The organism is Winogradskyella sp. SM1960 (assembly GCF_020179375.1).
Taxonomy (GTDB): Bacteria; Bacteroidota; Bacteroidia; order Flavobacteriales; family Flavobacteriaceae; genus Winogradskyella; species Winogradskyella marina.
In genome coordinates this window covers 23,890-42,270 of sequence record NZ_JAICBG010000002.1, presented here as the reverse complement: position 1 = coordinate 42,270, position 18,381 = coordinate 23,890, and the positions used below count along the sequence as shown (strand labels likewise).

Annotated in this window: 16 protein-coding genes; 7 read left to right on the top strand and 9 right to left on the bottom strand. The window is 32.8% G+C overall.

Annotated elements, in window-relative coordinates:
• Window positions 1-32: 32 nt before the first annotated feature.
• The 6 genes from K1X16_RS06180 to K1X16_RS06155 all read right to left on the bottom strand — a co-directional run bounded on the left by K1X16_RS06180 (window position 33) and on the right by K1X16_RS06155 (window position 6,264).
• On the bottom strand, window positions 33-674 hold the full coding sequence (locus tag K1X16_RS06180) for a response regulator transcription factor (protein ID WP_195872613.1): 642 nt from the start codon (window positions 672-674) through the stop codon (window positions 33-35).
• A gap of 4 nt (window positions 675-678) precedes the next feature.
• The gene (locus K1X16_RS06175) at window positions 679-2,670 is read right to left on the bottom strand and encodes a tetratricopeptide repeat protein (protein ID WP_225035442.1); all 1,992 of its coding nucleotides are present in this window, start codon (window positions 2,668-2,670) and stop codon (window positions 679-681) included.
• Window positions 2,671-2,922: 252 nt separating this feature from the next.
• Window positions 2,923-3,642: a TRAFs-binding domain-containing protein gene (locus tag K1X16_RS06170; RefSeq protein ID WP_195872615.1), complete on the bottom strand. Its 720-nt coding sequence runs from the start codon at window positions 3,640-3,642 to the stop codon at window positions 2,923-2,925.
• Window positions 3,643-3,673: 31 nt separating this feature from the next.
• Window positions 3,674-4,432 (bottom strand): peroxide stress protein YaaA, encoded by a 759-nt coding sequence (yaaA, locus tag K1X16_RS06165; protein WP_225035441.1) that lies wholly within the window; start codon window positions 4,430-4,432, stop codon window positions 3,674-3,676.
• 239 nt (window positions 4,433-4,671) lie between these two features.
• A complete protein-coding gene (locus tag K1X16_RS06160; RefSeq protein WP_225035440.1) occupies window positions 4,672-5,706 on the bottom strand; it encodes an RluA family pseudouridine synthase in 1,035 nt (344 codons plus the stop codon).
• 9 nt (window positions 5,707-5,715) lie between these two features.
• The gene (locus K1X16_RS06155) at window positions 5,716-6,264 is read right to left on the bottom strand and encodes a PASTA domain-containing protein (protein ID WP_195872618.1); all 549 of its coding nucleotides are present in this window, start codon (window positions 6,262-6,264) and stop codon (window positions 5,716-5,718) included.
• 170 nt (window positions 6,265-6,434) lie between these two features.
• Between K1X16_RS06155 and K1X16_RS06150 the strand changes: the two genes are divergently transcribed.
• Both K1X16_RS06150 and coaD read left to right on the top strand, forming a co-directional pair.
• Window positions 6,435-7,412, top strand: coding sequence for a D-alanine--D-alanine ligase (locus tag K1X16_RS06150; protein WP_225035439.1), 978 nt, complete (start codon window positions 6,435-6,437; stop codon window positions 7,410-7,412).
• Window positions 7,413-7,474: 62 nt separating this feature from the next.
• Window positions 7,475-7,930: a pantetheine-phosphate adenylyltransferase gene (gene coaD / locus K1X16_RS06145; RefSeq protein ID WP_225035438.1), complete on the top strand. Its 456-nt coding sequence runs from the start codon at window positions 7,475-7,477 to the stop codon at window positions 7,928-7,930.
• A gap of 246 nt (window positions 7,931-8,176) precedes the next feature.
• On the opposite strand, the gene K1X16_RS06140 is transcribed toward coaD, so the two are convergent.
• Window positions 8,177-9,127, bottom strand: coding sequence for a GSCFA domain-containing protein (locus K1X16_RS06140; protein ID WP_225035437.1), 951 nt, complete (start codon window positions 9,125-9,127; stop codon window positions 8,177-8,179).
• Between the two features lie 184 nt (window positions 9,128-9,311).
• Complete coding sequence (alaS, locus tag K1X16_RS06135; RefSeq protein ID WP_225035436.1) at window positions 9,312-11,924, bottom strand: alanine--tRNA ligase; 2,613 nt, start codon at window positions 11,922-11,924, stop codon at window positions 9,312-9,314.
• 131 nt (window positions 11,925-12,055) lie between these two features.
• On the opposite strand from alaS, the gene K1X16_RS06130 reads away from it, so the two are divergent.
• The 5 genes from K1X16_RS06130 to K1X16_RS06110 are packed head-to-tail and all read left to right on the top strand — an operon-like array spanning window position 12,056 to window position 15,240.
• A complete protein-coding gene (locus K1X16_RS06130) occupies window positions 12,056-13,027 on the top strand; it encodes a M23 family metallopeptidase (RefSeq protein ID WP_195872623.1) in 972 nt (323 codons plus the stop codon).
• Between the two features lies 1 nt (window position 13,028).
• A complete protein-coding gene (locus K1X16_RS06125; RefSeq protein WP_195872624.1) occupies window positions 13,029-13,358 on the top strand; it encodes a MerR family transcriptional regulator in 330 nt (109 codons plus the stop codon).
• 11 nt (window positions 13,359-13,369) lie between these two features.
• Window positions 13,370-13,966, top strand: coding sequence for a LemA family protein (locus K1X16_RS06120; RefSeq protein WP_195872625.1), 597 nt, complete (start codon window positions 13,370-13,372; stop codon window positions 13,964-13,966).
• Between the two features lie 12 nt (window positions 13,967-13,978).
• Complete coding sequence (locus K1X16_RS06115; protein WP_195872626.1) at window positions 13,979-14,416, top strand: TPM domain-containing protein; 438 nt, start codon at window positions 13,979-13,981, stop codon at window positions 14,414-14,416.
• The gene (locus K1X16_RS06110) at window positions 14,416-15,240 is read left to right on the top strand and encodes a TPM domain-containing protein (protein WP_225035435.1); all 825 of its coding nucleotides are present in this window, start codon (window positions 14,416-14,418) and stop codon (window positions 15,238-15,240) included. Before K1X16_RS06115 ends, K1X16_RS06110 begins: the two co-directional genes overlap by 1 nt.
• A gap of 298 nt (window positions 15,241-15,538) precedes the next feature.
• On the opposite strand, the gene K1X16_RS06105 is transcribed toward K1X16_RS06110, so the two are convergent.
• A complete protein-coding gene (locus K1X16_RS06105; protein WP_225035434.1) occupies window positions 15,539-18,319 on the bottom strand; it encodes an outer membrane beta-barrel protein in 2,781 nt (926 codons plus the stop codon).
• Between the last annotated feature and the right edge of the window lie 62 nt (window positions 18,320-18,381).

Here is an 18,381-nt window from a genome sequence, read left to right as displayed (position 1 = left end):
TTAACGATTATGAGTATTATAGTTGAAACATACTAAGACACATACCCTTTTTTTATGGCGTATTTAGTTAATCCTGCGAGGTTTCTAACGTTTAACTTAGTAATCAGGTTTTTTCTATAACTTTCAATGGTATGTTTGCTAAGAAAAAGTTTATCTGCTATTTCTTGAGTAGTAAACTCTTCCGCGATAAGCGAGATCACCTCTACTTCTCGTTTTGTTAGTTTGATTTCCTTTTCCTTATTCTTTTCAAATTTATTTTGAAGGTAGATATCCTTAATTTCTTTAGAGAAATACTTTTCACCACCTAAAATCGTTTCAATAGCTCTTAAGAATTCTTCTTTTTGTGCATTTTTCTGAAGATAACCATCTACATTGTTTTCTATGAGGTCATCAATGATTTTTGCTGAGTTGTGCATACTCACCACTAATGTCTTTATATTTCTATCCGTTTTCTTTATCCACTTATTTAGAGCAATACCATCAACTTCTGGCATTGTAACATCAGTAATAACGAGGTCTATTTGTTCTTCGGTATTTATTGAAATATATTTTTTAACATGTCCGCCATGCTTAGCTGTAAATAGAATATTGTAATCGCTTTCAGTATCTAGAATACTTAGTAAACCGTCTAAAAACATTTTATGATCGTCGGCTATAATGAGGTTATACTTCATTTATTTATGATTTTAGTGGAATTTCTATATTAATGTTAGTCCCTCTATCGGGTTTAGAGTCGATATGTAATACACCATTATGAGTGTCTACCCTGTTCTTTATATTGGTTAATCCTATACCTAAAGTCGTCATGGATACATCAAAGCCAACACCATCATCTTCATAAACAAAAAACAGACATTCGTTTAAAAGATCTAACTGCATGTCTATAGTGGTTGCTTTGGCGTACTTAATTGTATTGGTTGTTAATTCTTGAAAAATTGAAAATAACTCATTTTGTAAAATTTTACTTAAGGCGTTAATTTTCTCTTCGTCATAAAAAGAGACGTTTATGGTAAGTTCACTAGACGCTTCAACGGTATTAATGTATTCTTTAATTAAAAATATAAAATCGTTTTCTCTGATTTTTTTAGGCAATAAATTATGCGACAAATCTCTTACCTGTTCGTAAGTGTCATCTAATTGACTATAAATTAATTTTAGTTTATCTGGCTGATTGTAAAGTTGACTGAATTGTAATTTTATAGCTGCTAAATTGCCTCCTACACTATCGTGCATTTCTTGAGCAATCTTTTTACGCTCTTGATCTTGACCTCTAATTGATGCTTTAATTAACTTTAATTCTTGGTCTTTTTTTAATGAAATTACCTGTTGCTCATTTATCTCTTTCTCTTTTAAATTAACTAAACTTTGCGCTTGTAGTTTTTGATAATAAATAATTAAAAGTCCAACAATAGGAATTAATAAAATGAAGAAAGCGATAAGAACAATATATTTAATAGTCTTCTCTCTATCTAGCTCTAATGCCTTTAAAGTTTCTTTTTCTTTCAGTAATGCAATTTCATTTTTACGTTTTTCTACGCCATTTTGTAATTGTAATACCTGGTTTTCATTCTGTTTTGCAATTATTGCTTCTTGAAGTTTATACTTTTCTATATCTGCCTCCTTATTCTTAATATTTAAAGTTTTATTAAGGTTTTCTATCTGTAATTGCTTTATAGTTTTTTCCTTTTCAAGGGTTTTAAATTTTACTTCTAAACTATTAATCTCCTTTTCTTTTTGAGAATTCTCGATAGAATCTTTGATTTTATAATAGTGTTTGCCATAATTATAAGCACTACGATAATCACCTTTTCTTTTAGAGAGTTTTTCTAACATTAGATAACTATTCATCTCAATATCTAAATTGCCCAAGTTTATCGCTTTAATTAAAGCATTAGAGAATATTAAAAGAGCTTCACTATCTCTTTTTTCATTATATAGTACCGTCCCAATTTTTCCTAAAACAATAAGTTCTAAATTATAGGATCTATTTTCTGTGCTGATCTTTTTTGCCTCATCGTAAAATGAAAGCGCTTTATCCATATCTCCAATACTTAAGTAGTTATCACCAATATTGATAATTACATTTACTAAAGCCTGTTTTCTATGCGTATTTTTCTCGCACATTTCTCTTGCTTTTTGTAAATATGTATTGGATAATTTATATTTAGATTGCGACGAATAGATTGATCCTAAATTGATATAACTTCCTAAAATAAGTTCTTCATCATTAGAATTTTTAATACATTTCTCTAAAAGGTCTAAAGCTTCTTCAGTTTTACCTAATGTAATATATGTACTTGCCAAACCATGTAAATGCGTATAGTACAGATTGGTTTCATTATGTTTTTCACTTAATTCGGCTCCTTTAATATGCCATTTTTTACTTTCTTGATATAAGCCTTTGTTTGTGTTATTTAGCGCAAGTAATTGATAAGATAATATGGTCAACCTTACCCCTAAGGAGTCATTAACATTCTTTTTACTTTTTAGAGCTTGATGGGTATAATATATAGACGAGTCTATTGCAACATATTTATTATGGTAGTAAGCCAATAATAAATTGGTATTAGTTATTGCCTTCTTGGATTTAAAAGTTCGTAACGAATGGAGAGCTTCTTTATATGCTTTGGTATCATCCCCATTATTGAAATAGTAAAAAAGTTGATCCACCTTTTTGTCTTCAGTATCAATAGTAGCCGTAGTTTGGGCCTTACAAATTGACGTATAGCACAAAAAAAGAAAAACAAAAATGTTATGGGGCTTAATAAACATGTACAAATTTAGGGATAGTAGAACTTGTATTCATCCCAGAAAACAGGGATTTATGAACTTTATGAACTTCTAGTTAAAATAAAAAAATAAAAAAAACTATATATCATAACACATGGTGGCTAATAAGTATAAGATTAGTAATAAAGCAAACTATAACTTAGCCAACAACTGCTCCACCTCAACAATAGTTGCTCCGTAAAGTTTTCGGTTTGTTTTTGTTAAACGTTTAGACTCTATAGAGATTTCAGTTAGCAATTCCTTTCCTTCCGAAGTTCTATTGTTTTCTATATAAAATTTAGCGAGTGCCAAACGTTCTGCATAATTAGAATATGGTCTGTCTATTTGTTTTAATTGGGCTTCAGCTTCGTTGGTTTTACCCAATTCATTTAAAGCTAAACCATAACAAAATTGTTGTTTTGATCCTTTAAATTCTGATGTGTCTTTTATTTGTTCCGCATGTTCAATAACGCCATTATAATCCTTTAATTGAAAATAACACAGTATAAGATTTTGACGCGCATACAAATCATCTTGAACCTTATCCTCTAAAGTTTTCTTGTAGTTTGCAATAGCATTAGGAAAGTCTTTATTCATAAAATACGCATCGGCTAACTCAATTCTATTGGTGTACGTATCTACAAACTCAATCTTACTTTCTAAAGCTTTGATTTTTTTTGTTGGATTAAGAACTGTTGTAATTTCTTCTTGAATTTTTTCGGCATCATCCTTATTATACACTTGCGTAATAATGTATATCGCTGAACCAATCGCAGGAATAAAGAATATGAGAAAATACCAATAATAAGGCTTTCTGTTTTTATAAGCATGATACAAACAATACACCTGAACCGCTATAAGTAAGTAATACATAAATTAATTTTTTAGTGACTGTAAGTCTCTTTTATCTCGTAAAAACCAATTCGTTTTCTGAAGATAATTCTTCACTAAAACCATAATTTTCGTAATTAAACCCTTTAATATCATCTAATGTTTTTGCATCAGTATCAATGATATACCTTGCCATTAATCCTCTTGCTAACTTTGCGAATATGGCAATGATTTTATATTTGTCGTTTTTAAATTCTTTAAAAGCTACGTTTATCACAGGCACTTTTAATGCTTTGGTATCTATAGCCTTAAAATATTCGTTACTTGCTAAATTGAGAAAAATCTCACCATCTTCTAATTCGTCATTTAAAGCTTTTGTAACTTTCTTCTTCCAAAACTCATACAGGTTTTTATTTTTACCAACTGGCATTTTTGTCCCCATTTCAAGGCGGTATGGCTGCATTAAGTCTAAGGGTTTTAATACTCCATATAATCCTGAAAGAATCCTAACCGTATCTTGAACCTTATCTATTTTTTTGGTATCAATAGTATAAGCATCCAAACCTCTGTACACATCACCACTAAATGCATAAATGGCTTGCCTTGCATTGTCTTTTGTAAATGGTAATTTCCAATCTTGATTACGCTCATAATTTAATTGACTTAAATTATCTGAAATATGCATCAGTTTCCCTAAGCTTTTAACTGATTTCTTTTTCAATACTTTATTTAAACGCTCTGCTTCGTCTAAAAAAACACCTTCCGTTGTTTTAGAAGTTGGTAATTTAGTGTCGTAATCTAAAGATTTTGCTGGTGATAGTACTAGTTTCATACAAATGCCCACGAAAGTGGGTATCTTATTAAGGTTACAGATGCTCAAAAAAATGGGCATCTCATAAATGGTTAAACAAATTTTCTTTCTCAATGGTAAAAATACGATGTAAAAGAAAGAGTTTCAAATATTAGTGAGTACTAATCTTGATAGTGTTATAACCGATAACTATTTTGATGTGAAGCTGAACAGAAAGACGTGTAATTCTTAATATTATAAGACACTAAATGCAACTGTAATTAGTCAACATGCTTTGCATACTGTCTCCACTTTTCTATGCATTGTGTCATATCTTCAGGAATTTCAGATTGAAACTGCATAAACTCACCTGTCGTTGGATGTACAAACCCTAAAGTTTTAGCATGCAAGGCTTGTCTAGGTAAAATCTTAAAACAGTTATCTACAAACTGCTTATATTTTGTAAATGTAGTTCCTTTTAATATGCGTTCTCCTCCGTAGCGTTCGTCATTAAAAAGCGTGTGTCCTATGTGTTTCATGTGGACACGGATTTGGTGTGTACGACCAGTTTCGAGCTTACAGCTTACCAAAGTAACATATCCTAAACGTTCTAAAACTTTATAATGTGTTACAGCTGGTTTTCCTTGTTCTCCGTCATCATCTAAGAACACGGTATTTTGTAATCTGTTTTTAGGGTGACGACCAATATTACCTTCAATCGTACCTTCCTCTTCTTCAACATTTCCCCAAACAAGTGCTACATATTCGCGCTCAGATGTTTTCTTTGCAAACTGATTAGACAAATGTGCCATGGCTTGTTCGGTTTTTGCAACCACTAACAATCCACTGGTATCTTTATCAATTCTATGCACTAAACCTGGACGTTCGCTTGAGTTATTTGGTAGGTTTTCAAAGTGAAAAATAAGTCCATTAATCAAAGTTCCAGAATAATTCCCATGTCCTGGATGTACCACCATTCCTGCAGGTTTATTGACCACAAGTAAATCGTCATCTTCGTAAACAATATCTATTGGTAAATCTTCTGCAATAAGCAAATTTTCATGAGGTGGATGCTCAAACTTAACCGTAATATGATCGTTTGGCTTAACTTTATAATTCGATTTTACTGGCACATCATTAACAAAAATACTGCCTTCTTTTGCTGCCGCTTGAATTTTATTTCGTGTAGCATTTTCAATAAAATTCATTAAATATTTATCGATACGAAGTGGTTGTTGACCTGCAACAACTCTAAACGCGTGATGCTCGTATAACTCGTTTTCTTCTTGGTCTGAATTTTCAGGAATATTTGGCATTATCTTAAATTATAGTTTACCGTTACCTAAAACCAAGTCTATCTTAGATGTTAAGGGCAATAATGTTCCAGGCTTTAACGATTCACCTTTATGTGACATCGAGATAACCCCTTCGCCAATGGCGTCTTTATACGTTATTTTACCTATTTCAAACTCTAAGGCTTCTAATTGAGGTTTGGCTTGTCTAAAAGTGCGCTTTAAAATATTTGGCACTTCAACTTTACGGTAACCAGAAGGGTTTAAGATTAAGTATATTTTTCTATTTTCCTTAACATGCGATCCAGCAGTTGGGTTTTGCTCTATCACAGAATATTTAGGATATTTTGGATTATAATTAGCAGAATCTTGTATTTCCATCGCCAAATCATGATCTTTTAATTCAATATTAACCGTTTCTAACGATTTCCCTTTTAAATCAGGGACGACTACAAATTCGCCATGATTAGTTGTTGAATCTAACCATTTCAAGGCTAGAAAACACAATACTACTACAGCTACAACGGCAATCGCCAATTGTTTAAAAAATACTTTACTGGTAAGAAACTTTACAAAACTCATATGCAAATAATTGTTGACAAAACTAAGAAATAATAACGACACAAAAATAAAATACGTATGATTTAGAGAATTAGATTCTTGAAAATAATTGATACTTTTACACAATCGCTTTTTAAATTAAAAAACGGCCTTTTTTTAGGTACAGATTCTGAAATAAGTTCAGCATAAAGATGAAGAAAAATATTGCAATTATAATGGGAGGCTATTCTAGTGAATATGAAATTTCCCTTATGAGTGGTAATTTGGTTTACAACACGTTAGATAAAGAAATCTATAACACTTATCGCATCCATATTTTCGAAAACAAATGGGTTTTTGTTAACGATATGGAAGAAGAGTTTCCTGTTGATAAAAATAACTTTTCGGTTTTAGTAAATGAAACTAAAATAGAATTCGATTGTGTTTTTAATGCCATTCATGGTTCGCCAGGTGAGGATGGCTATATGCAAGCTTATTTTGAATTGATAGACATGCCGCAAACAAGTTGTTCCATGTATCAAGCTGCATTAACTTTTAATAAGCGTGATTTATTATCTGCACTAAAGCCTTACGGTATTAAAACTGCCGAAAGTTATTACCTGAATCTTGGAGATTGTATTGATGAAGATGCCATCGTTGCTAAAGTGGGCTTGCCATGTTTTGTAAAAGCCAATAGAGCTGGTAGTAGTTTTGGAATCTCTAAAGTATATAAAAAAGACGGTTTAAAAGTAGCTGTAGAAAAATCCTTTAAAGAAGATAGCGAAATAATTATTGAACAGTATTTAGATGGTGTTGAAGTTTCTGTTGGTGTTATTTTATACAAAGGGGAAACACTGGTGTTACCAATAACCGAAATTGTATCTGAGAACGATTTCTTTGACTATGAAGCTAAATATCTAGGTAAATCGCAGGAAATTACACCTGCTCGAATTTCTGAAGATTATGCGATTAAAGTAAGAAGTGCTGCAAAAAAAATATACGAAAACCTTGGCATGAAAGGCTTTACCAGAAGTGAATTTATATTTAAAAATGACGAACCTTATTTGCTTGAAGTAAATACAGTACCAGGTCTTACCGAAGAAAGCATTTTACCAAAGCAAGCCAAAGAAGCTAATATTCCTTTGAAAGATTTATTTGGAAATGCTATTGAAGAAGCTTTGAATAAATAATAATTATATTTGAATCTATAAAAGTTTCCAAAAATTTATGACGGAAACGCAAAACCTTTTTGATGAAAAGAGCACTTTTTCCTGGATCCTTTGACCCAATTACTAATGGGCATTTCGATATTATAAAACGTGGTATAAAACTGTTTGATGAAGTTGTTGTTGCCATAGGCATCAATGCGGATAAAAACTACATGTTTTCTTTAGAGGAACGAAAACGGTTTATTGAAGAAGCGTTTAAAGATCAACCTAAAGTAAAGGTGGTAACATACAAAAGTTTAACCATTGATTTTTGTAAAGAAATTGATTCAAAATTTATACTCAGAGGTTTGCGTAATCCTGCTGATTTTGAATTTGAAAAAGCCATTGCTCACACCAATAGAAGACTATCTAAAATTGAAACTGTATTTTTATTAACTGCAGCAAAAACATCATTTATTTCATCATCTATTGTTCGCGATGTTATTAGAAACAACGGCGATTATACCGTTTTGGTTCCAGACAGTGTTAGAGTGAAGTAATCATTGATTCACCTATTTTAAAGTACAAAAATTTCAGTTTAACAGCTCGTAAACATATTGAATAATTACAACTACTTAACCTTCAGATTAAGGATTGTAAGTTGTAGTACGACTTGTTGATTAATCGCTAGCATTGTACGAATATGCATTCGTAAAATCGACTAAAAACGTAGCACTACGCGTATTATAACATAACTTAAAATCACATCTTAACTTAATTGTTAGCTACACTTTTTTTAAAAGCTATTAAAAAGCAATATGTGGAAATTCAGCCTGAAGTTTTGCTTTTTTATCCGCTAACTTTTGAAGAAATTTTTCATGCGCTTCAGATGCTGAATTAAACGGTTTATGTTGAAGTCCTTTCTGAATGGTTTCAACCTCATCCATAGTTACAGAAGCTGATTCTGAAACCCATACCCTCTGAAACTTTTCCCAGATATACGTAATAGCAGTTTGATTTGGGTGAATCATATCCGCTGCGTAAAAACGATAATCACGAAGCTCGTCCATTTGTATTTCGTAAGACGGAAAATAATAGTTTTGATGTCTTGGCTCAACAACATTGTGAATGGCCGAAATTAAATGTGCTTTACTCTGCATATTTTCAACAAAGCCATCTTTAATATGCCTAATTGGTGAAACCGTAAACAGGCAACTCAGTTTAGGATTCACACTTTTTAATAAGGCAATTATAGCACGAAGTGATTCGGTAATAGTGTCTACAGAAAGTAGCTCTTTTAAAAATTGTTTTTGCGGAACTTTATGGCAATTGGCAACTATTGTATCTGTCGCTTTTTCTCTATAAACCCAAGCTGTTCCTAAGGTAATTATAACATGAGTTGCTTCATTAATGTTTTGCTTTGTTGCTGTAATTTGATCATTTAAATTAAGTAACACCTCTTCTTTTGAAGCCGAACTTAACTGAGAATGCGCTTCAAAACAATGCCATTGTTCATTTTGAAAAAAAATATCCTTCTCTGTATATTCCTTTTTGTTTATGGCATTTGTAATTAAGCTTTCTATTGCCAAAGGTTGAAATAAAACACCGAAAGGATTAACCTCAGATTGAAACTTAAAATAACTAAACTTCTCACCTATATTTTCAGAAAAGCACGAACCCAATAACACCACTTTAGAGTTATAATCTATTTGATTGTGTTGTTGTGGTTTTAGTGGTATTTGTGTTTGTAGTTTCATGGTTTATTTTACACAGAGATTCGCTAAGTCTCACGAAGTTTCACAGAGAAACATGAGTCTATGAATACACATTATTCGTCAAAGTTACTAATTGATTTAAATTCAAAAACAGCACAAAAACTATAACCTTATTCTCTGTGAGTCTCTGCGTTTCTCCTCTGCCAATCTCTGAGTAATTTCTATACTATAAATAACCCTTAGCAGCCTCCAAAGCAGCCTCAATACCCTTAGGATTCTTTCCTCCTGCCGTAGCAAAGAACGGTTGTCCTCCACCTCCACCTTGGATGTGTTTTCCGAGTTCTCTTACTATTGTTCCTGCATTTAAGTTTTTACTAGCAACTAATTCCTTAGAAATATAACAAGACAAAATTGCTTTTCCATCATTTTCAGCTCCAAATAATAAGAACAGATTATCAAACTGGCTTCCTAATTCAAAACAAACATCTTTAATTCCTGAAGCATCTAAATCTAATTTTTTAGCTAAAAATTGAATGCCGTTTATTTCCGTTAATTCACTTTTAAGTTCTCCTTTTATGTTTTTCGCTTTATCCTTTAAAAGCCCTTCAATCTGCTTTTTTAAATCATTATTTTCCGCTTGTAGCTGCTCTAATGCTTTTACAGGTTCTTTAGCATTATTCAATAAGCCTTTCATTTCTAAGAAAGCTGAGTTGTTTTCAGAAAAATAATCTCTAACAGATTTATTTGTAATAGCTTCTATTCGTCTTATTCCCGCTGCAACAGCTCCCTCGGATATAATTTTAAAATGCCAGATATCAGCGGTGTTTTTCACATGAATTCCACCACATAATTCTATAGACTTTCCAAAACGAATCGTTCTTACTGTATCTCCATATTTCTCACCAAACAATGCCATGGCTCCTTCTTCAACAGCTTTTTCCATCGGAATATTTCGTTGTTCTTCTAATGGTAAATGCCCTTCTATTCTTGAATTTACAAAATCTTCTATTTCTTGTAATTGCTCATTAGTGACTTTAGAAAAATGTGAAAAATCGAATCGCAATGACTTTGGTTTTACCAAGGATCCTTTTTGCTCAACATGCTCTCCTAGAACTGCTCGTAATGCTTGATGCAACAAATGCGTTGCTGTATGATTGCTCGACGATAATGCTCTATGTTCACTACTTACAACAGCCTTAAAACTATCATTAATATGGTCTGGTAATTCTTTTGCTAAATGAATAATAACATTATTCTCCTTTTTAGTATCTAAAATATAGACCACATCTCCTTGATTATCTTGAAGAAATCCCTTGTCTCCAATCTGGCCTCCTCCTTCAGGATAAAATGGTGTTAAGTTAAATACAAGCTGATACATTTCACCATCTTTTTTAGACGTGACTTTTCGGTATCTAGCAATTTTCACATTAGCTTCTTGCGTATCGTAACCAATAAATTCTTGTACATCGTCTTCAAATAAAACCGTCCAATCTTCGGTAGATGTTTCACTTGCTGAACGCGATCTATCTTTTTGCTGTTGTAAATGATCTTTAAAGCCTTTTTCGTCTAATTTTAAATGCTTTTCAGATAAAATTAAAGCGGTTAGATCAATCGGAAAACCGTAAGTATCATACAATTCAAAAGCTTTTTCACCAGAAACCGTATCGCCTTTTGTATCCTCAACAATACGATTCAGCAAGACCAAACCTTGATCTAATGTTCTTAAAAATGATGCCTCTTCCTCTTTAATGACGTTCTCAATCAACACTTTTTGTGCTCTTACTTCTGGGAATGCATCACCCATTTTCTTGCTCAACACATCAACCAAACGATAAATAAATGGCTCTTTTTTATCTAAAAATGTAAACCCATAACGAATTGCTCTTCGCAAGATTCTACGAATTACATAACCTGCACCTGTATTACTTGGTAATTGACCATCGGCAATTGAAAATGCTACGGCACGTACATGATCCGAAATTACTCGGATTGCGATATCAATGTCCTCAATATTGCCATATTTTTTATCGGTAATAGTTTCAATTTCACGAATAATCGGTGTAAAAACGTCAGTATCATAATTAGATTGCACACCTTGCAACACCATACATAAACGCTCAAATCCCATTCCTGTATCAATATGCTTATTTGGCAGTTCGTCTAAAGACCCATTTGCTTTTCGGTTGAATTCCATAAAAACCAAATTCCATACTTCAACCACATGCGGATGATCCATATTTATTAACGACTTTCCATCAACCTTTGCTTTTTCGTCTTCAGATCTTATATCTACATGGATTTCACTACAAGGACCACAAGGGCCTTGATCTCCCATTTCCCAAAAATTATCCTTTTTATTGCCTTTTAAAATGCGGTCTTCAGAAATATATTGTTTCCAAATATCGTAAGCTTCAGTATCCATTTTAAGGTTGTCGTCATCATCACTCCCCTCAAAAACAGTAACGTACAGTATCTCTTTATCTATTTTATAAACTTCGGTTAGCAATTCCCAAGCCCATGCAATTGCTTCCTTTTTAAAGTAATCTCCAAAACTCCAGTTTCCCAACATTTCAAACAAGGTGTGATGATAAGTATCATAACCAACCTCTTCTAAATCATTATGTTTACCAGAAACACGTAAACATTTTTGCGAATCTGTAATTCTATTCTTCTTTGGGTCTGAATTCCCTAAAAAATATTCTTTAAAAGGCACCATACCAGCATTAACAAACATTAATGTTGGATCATTCTTTAATACCATTGGTGCAGAAGGAACAATAAGGTGTTGTTTTTCTTCAAAAAAGTTTAAAAATTTAGATCTTATATCTTGAGACTTCATATATAAAAATTAGAGCTTGTTTCTATTAAATTAGCGCAAATGCAAAACATTTTTTTATCTTTGAACGTTACACTAGTTTAAGCCACTTACTTTATAGGCTTATTAGCTGCAAAAATAGCATAAATTCGAACATGGCTAAAGTAAAATATTATTATGATTCTGAAACGCTTTCTTATCGCAAAATACAGCGTAAGAAATCTACAACCTTTAAATATGTAGCTGCGTTTTTAACTGCTGCTGCTCTATTTGGGTTTTTAGCAGTTTTCATTGCTAGCCAATATATTCAGTCGCCAAAAGAACGCCAGTTAGCTAGAGAATTGCAAAATATGGAGCTGCAATACGAATTGATAAACAAGCGTATGGATGATGCCATTGCAGCACTAGAAAATGTTGAAGAACGCGACAACGCAATTTACAGACTTTATTTTGAAGCCAACCCAATACCAACCGAACAACGAAGAGCAGGTTTTGGTGGTATTAATCGTTATAAAAAATTTGAAGGCTTTGATAACACCAAATTAATTGCAGAAAGTAATAAACGCTTAGATATTTTAGAAAAAGCTATTGTAGTACAGTCTAAATCTTTAGATGAAATAGCAAAATTAGCGGAAGACAAAGAAAAATTCTTAGAAGCCATACCAGCTATTCAACCAATTAGCAATGAGAATATGACGCGTATGGCATCTGGCTATGGTTACAGAACTGACCCATTTACAAAGGTTAGAAAATTTCATTACGGAATGGATTTTACAGCTCCTCGTGGTACACCAATATATGCTTCGGGTGATGGTGTTATAAAACGTGCAGACAGCAGATCTACAGGTTACGGAAATCACATTCGTATAGATCATGGCTATGGTTATATTTCATTATATGCGCATATGTATAAATTTAATGTTAAAGTCAATCAACGTGTTAAGCGTGGCGATTTAATTGGTTATGTTGGTAGCACAGGGCGTTCTGAAGCTCCACATTTACATTATGAAATCTTTAAAGATGGTGAACGTATAAATCCTATCAATTTTTACTACGGTAATTTATCTGCTGAAGAATACGATATATTGCTTAGAAAAGCATCATTAGAAAACCAATCTCTCGATTAAGATGCATATAAATCTACCAGAAAAACGATATTACGGGATTGGCGAAGTGGCCAAAGCCTTTAAAGTTAATGCCTCATTAATTCGTTTTTGGGAAAAGGAATTTGATGTTTTAAAGCCAAAGAAAAACGCTAAAGGCAATAGAAAATTTACACCAGAAGACATTAAGAATCTTAAATTCATTTACCACCTAGTAAAAGAAAGAGGATTTACACTTGAAGGTGCAAAAACACATCTTAAAGAAGAAAAAAAACAAGCTTTAGAAAAATTTGAAATCATCGAAAAGCTAGAAAGCATTAAAGCACAACTCAACAAAATTAAAACACAACTTTAAAACTAACTATCATGAAAAAATGGCTAATTCCTGTAATCGTAATTGCAATCATTGGATTCGGTTTTTATTCTTGGGGGAAAAACTTCAATAATACAGCGGTCACACTTAACGAAAACGTAAAAGAAGCTTGGGGAAATGTTCAGACGTCTTACCAAAGACGAAACGATTTAATTGGAAATTTAGTAAACACAGTAAAAGGTGCTGCTGATTTTGAAAAAAACACTTTAGAAGCTGTTATTAAAGCAAGATCTGAAGCTACAAAAACAACCATTGATCCATCTAATATTACACCAGAACAATTATCACAATTCAACCAAGCACAAGGAGGTTTAAGTAGTGCATTGTCTCGTTTATTAGTCACTGTAGAACGCTACCCTGAACTAAAAGCCAATCAAAATTTCTTAAAATTACAAGACGAATTAACAAGTACGGAAAACACGATTCAAACAGCAAGAACGCGATATAACGAACAAATAAAACCTTATAATGTTCATGTGAATACGTTTCCAAATACAATTTTAGCTGGTTTTTTAAATTTTGATGAGAAACCATATTTTGATTCTGAAGCTGGAGCTGAAAAACCAGTAGATGTAGAATTTGATTTTTAATACCCATTAACCATGTCTAAACTGGAAGATTTTCTAAGTGAAGCAGATGAAAAGGAGATTGTAGAAGCGATTCAGGTTGCTGAAAGCAAAACCTCTGGCGAAATTCGTGTGCATATTGAACAAAATTGCGAGAGCGATGTTTACGAACATGCCTTAGAAGTTTTTCATTATTTAAAAATGGATAATACCGCACAACGCAATGGTGTATTAATCTATATTGCTGTTGAGAATAAATCTTTTGTAATATGTGGAGACCAAGGCATTAACAATATTGTTGGTGCTGATTTTTGGAATTCTACGCGTGATAAAATTGCAGCACAATTCAAATCTAAGAACTTTAAACAGGGAATTATTGATGGTGTAATGGAATCTGGCAAATCATTATCAAAGCACTTTCCTTGGCAACACAATGATACCAACGAATTGGACAACACGATTTCAAAAAGCTAATGAATAGGATCAAACGTTTCATATTAACTCTTTCTTTTGGCTTTATAATAAGCTTTAGTTTTACTGCGAATGCACAATATAACATTCCTGATAAACCCGATTTTATACCAGCTGTTATAGACAGTACTAAAGTTCTTAAACAACATGAATTTGACAACCTATCTCGAAAATTAGAAAGATACAGCGATAGTACATCAACCGAAATCATAGTCGTTATAATTCCAACAACCAAAGGTGAAAATATTGGTTTATTAGCTCCAAAATGGGGACAAAAATGGGAAATTGGGCAAGCAAAAGAAGACAATGGAGTTTTTATATTACTTGCTAGAGTTGATCGTGAAATATGGATTTCACCTGGTTATGGTGTAGAAGATAGACTCACAGCCGGAATTGTTGGAGAACTCACTAGAAATGTCATTATTCCAGAATTTAAAAAAGGTGATTATTACCAAGGATTAGATAAAGGAACTGACGCTATATTTGACGTGCTGAGTGGTGCTTATAAAAATAACAGACCGCAATCCACAGGAGGAATGCCCATAGAGGTAATCATCTTTTTAGTTATCATTTTTATCATTTTTATCATTGCTATTTCCAAAACTCGTGGTGGAGGCCATGGTGGAAATAGAGGAAATCGCTCAGGAAGCGGAAGTCTTCTTGAAGCCATAATTTTAAGTAATATGGGTCGAGGAAGCTACTCTCGCGGTTCATCTTCTGGTGGTTTTGGCGGCAGCTCTGGAGGAGGCTTCGGAGGAGGAGGCGGTTTCGGAGGCTTTGGTGGCGGAGGTGGTTTCTCTGGTGGAGGAGCTGGCGGAAGCTGGTAATCATCAACTTATACTCTCAGTGTTCAGTACTCAGTGTTCAGTGTTCAGTGTTCAGTACTCAGTGTTCAGTACTCAGTGTTCAGTACTCAGTATTCAGTGTTCGGTGTTCGGTGTTCGGTGTTCGGTGTTCGGTAAAATAAAATGGTTCTTAGTATCGCCTTCTTTAATTGAACACACAAGAATAAACGACAATCAATTAACGTAATTTTTTAATAAGGTTAGTAGTTTCCTATTACCTACAAACTGATTCTACCTAATTCCTTACACCTAATACCTCAACCTCATCACCTATTCAAGATTAATCAAAAATGATAAAATCTCCATCTCCTGTTTCTCCTTTACTTCCTAAGCTATTAAACTTATAACTTAAGCTCAGCATAAAATACTGTCTTAAAACGGTGCTTTGTTTATCTTCAATATAATCTTGAGTAGCGATACGCACAGCATTGGTGTTTTGATTTAATAAATCGTATACCTTTAATGTTACAATAGCTTTATCATTAAACATACTATAGGCTAAGGTTGAGTTCCAAAACCAAGCACTTTTCTGAAAACCATCAGCAACATTAGGGTTATAATTAAAACTGATATCATTTCTCCATTCTAAGTTTTTAGGTAAAAATGTTGCAGTTCGTAATCCGGCATTATGGCTTGTAAATTCACGATCGTCAAAAGCCTCAATATCATAGGCAGTATTAGTATAACTTACCTGATAATACGGTTTAAATTCTAATACTTTCTTCCATATAAAATCGATACCAAGTCTTGGTGAAATTCTATCAGACTTACTCGCGTATTTAACATCGTTATTAAAATTAATGCGTTCTAATGTATTATAACTTGCCCTCAACTTTAGTTTAACAGTTCTTAATGTATCAATCTTAAAATCTTTACTATAGTTTACCCAAGACCCAATATTATAATTACCATCTATATTAACATAAGTTGTTGTTCGTTTAAGAGTTTCTTCATCTATAGTAGTTTTAGACACCACTTGATTATCTGTAAGACTAGCATTAATACCAACATAAAAACCCGTACGTTTTTGCCAATCAAACCCATTATATCCAAGATAAAGACCATGGTTATTAGAAGGTTCTAAATCAGGATTACCAATGATGGTTTGAAGTGGGTTTGACACGTCTTCATACGCTTGAAGTTGCCGTAATCCTGGCGGTTGATTCTCTAACCAATAATTAACATTTATAGAAGATTTTGGACTAAACGTATAGCCTACATAAGAATTCACTTCTAAATTTTCAAAATTCCGTTCAACATTAAATTCTGGTCGTAAAACATCTTGATTTTTTAAGGTTCTTATATTGTAACCTAAATCGAAACTCGTAGAAAACTTCTCACCTCTATACGACAATCCAACCGATGGAATACTTCTATAATCCGTGTATTGAAAATCCGTACTTAAATCCGTATTAAAATCTGTAAAATCCTGATCTAAAGTGTTAAAATCGAAAGTGCTTTTTCTGTTATTGTCTTTATCTTTAGCATATTCATAATCTAAATTCAAGAAGAATTTTTTAGTTATGATTGGCAGTCTGTAGGATAATTTTGTAGAAATACCATAACTATTATTTTCTCCCTCTGTAAACTGATTTCTATCTATGTTTTCTGGATTGCTTCCAAAAACCTCCGTATTTGAATTTAAAAAGTCATCACTTTCCTGTTGATTGATTCGTGTTTCTAACTCAGCCTTAATAAAAGCTCCTCGACTCCCAAATTTTTTGGTTACACTAATTTCATTAGAGAATCGTTTTACATAGCGCTCTACATTTGAGTTAACATTAGATTGATTTGTAAGCAACATATCTTCATCTAAAGTTTCTTCGTTACTAGAATACAGTGTTCTCGATTTAGAATAACCAAAGGAAGGTTCAATGTTAATTTGAAAGGTTGAATCCGTTTCAATTTCAAATTCTAAGTTAAAAGAATGATTATCAGTATCATTTTCTGATTTAGAATTTGAGTTTGTAAAATATCTTGAATCCGATAGAATAGTTTCGCGTTCAGATGATGATTCATTTTCAGAATTACTCGACGTGAAAAAATAATCTGCTGCCACATCTGTTTTTTCTCCAATAACATCAGCATAGTTAGCACCCGCATTTTGAGATGTTGTAATGCCTTCTCCTCCTCCAAAAGAACGACCGTCAATAGTAAAAGAGCCATTACTATTTATAGAAGCACTGCTTCCTTGTCCAAACATTTTTGAAATCTCACCAAAACTAAATCCTGGTGTGTTTGTATTATTTCCTCCTGCGAGCACACTAATTCTTCGGTCATTATCAAACAGATTTACCATGCCTGCAAGTTCATAGCGCTCATCAGTTCCTGCACCTGCAGATACACGACCAAAAACACCTTTATTATTTTCTTCTTTGATGGTTAGATTTATGGTTTTGTTTTCCTTGTCTCCTTCTTCACCTGTAAAAGCTTCGGATTTAGTTTTAGTATCTACAACCTGAATCTTCTCAATAATATCCTTGGTTAAATTCTTAGTGGTAATCGTAGGATCATCCCCAAAAAAAGGCTTTCCGTTAACCAATATTTTATTTACGGGCTTGCCATTTACTGTAATACCTCCTTCTTCATCGACTTCGACTCCTGGTAATTGTTTTAATAAATCTTCAACATTGGCATCTTTTTTAGTTTTAAACGATTTTACGTTAAATTCTAAAGTGTCCTTTTTAATAGTTATTGGAGCTGTAGATTTCACCAAAACTTCACCAAGTTGGTTATCTAAAGACAGGCTTATTGTCTCTAAATTTATCGCCTCTTTGTCTATTGGTATCTTTTTAAAATACGTTTTATAACCCACATAAGACACATAGAAATTTAAGTCTTTATCGTATGTTGAATTTTCAATTTTAAACTTTCCGTCTTTGTCTGAAATGGTATAAGTAACAACTGAACTGTCTTTAACACGCTCTAAATAAACGGTTGCAGATTCTAACGGTTGTTGAGAATCTTCAGCTTTTAAAGTTCCAATTATTTCGAATGATTTTTCTTGAGAAAATGACTGTAATGCAAATAAGAATGCAAAAACTATGGCTAGTTTTTTCATGTTGATTGACTGATTGATTGATGAATAGCTGATTTAAAAACGCAAGTACGCGAGAAATCGTA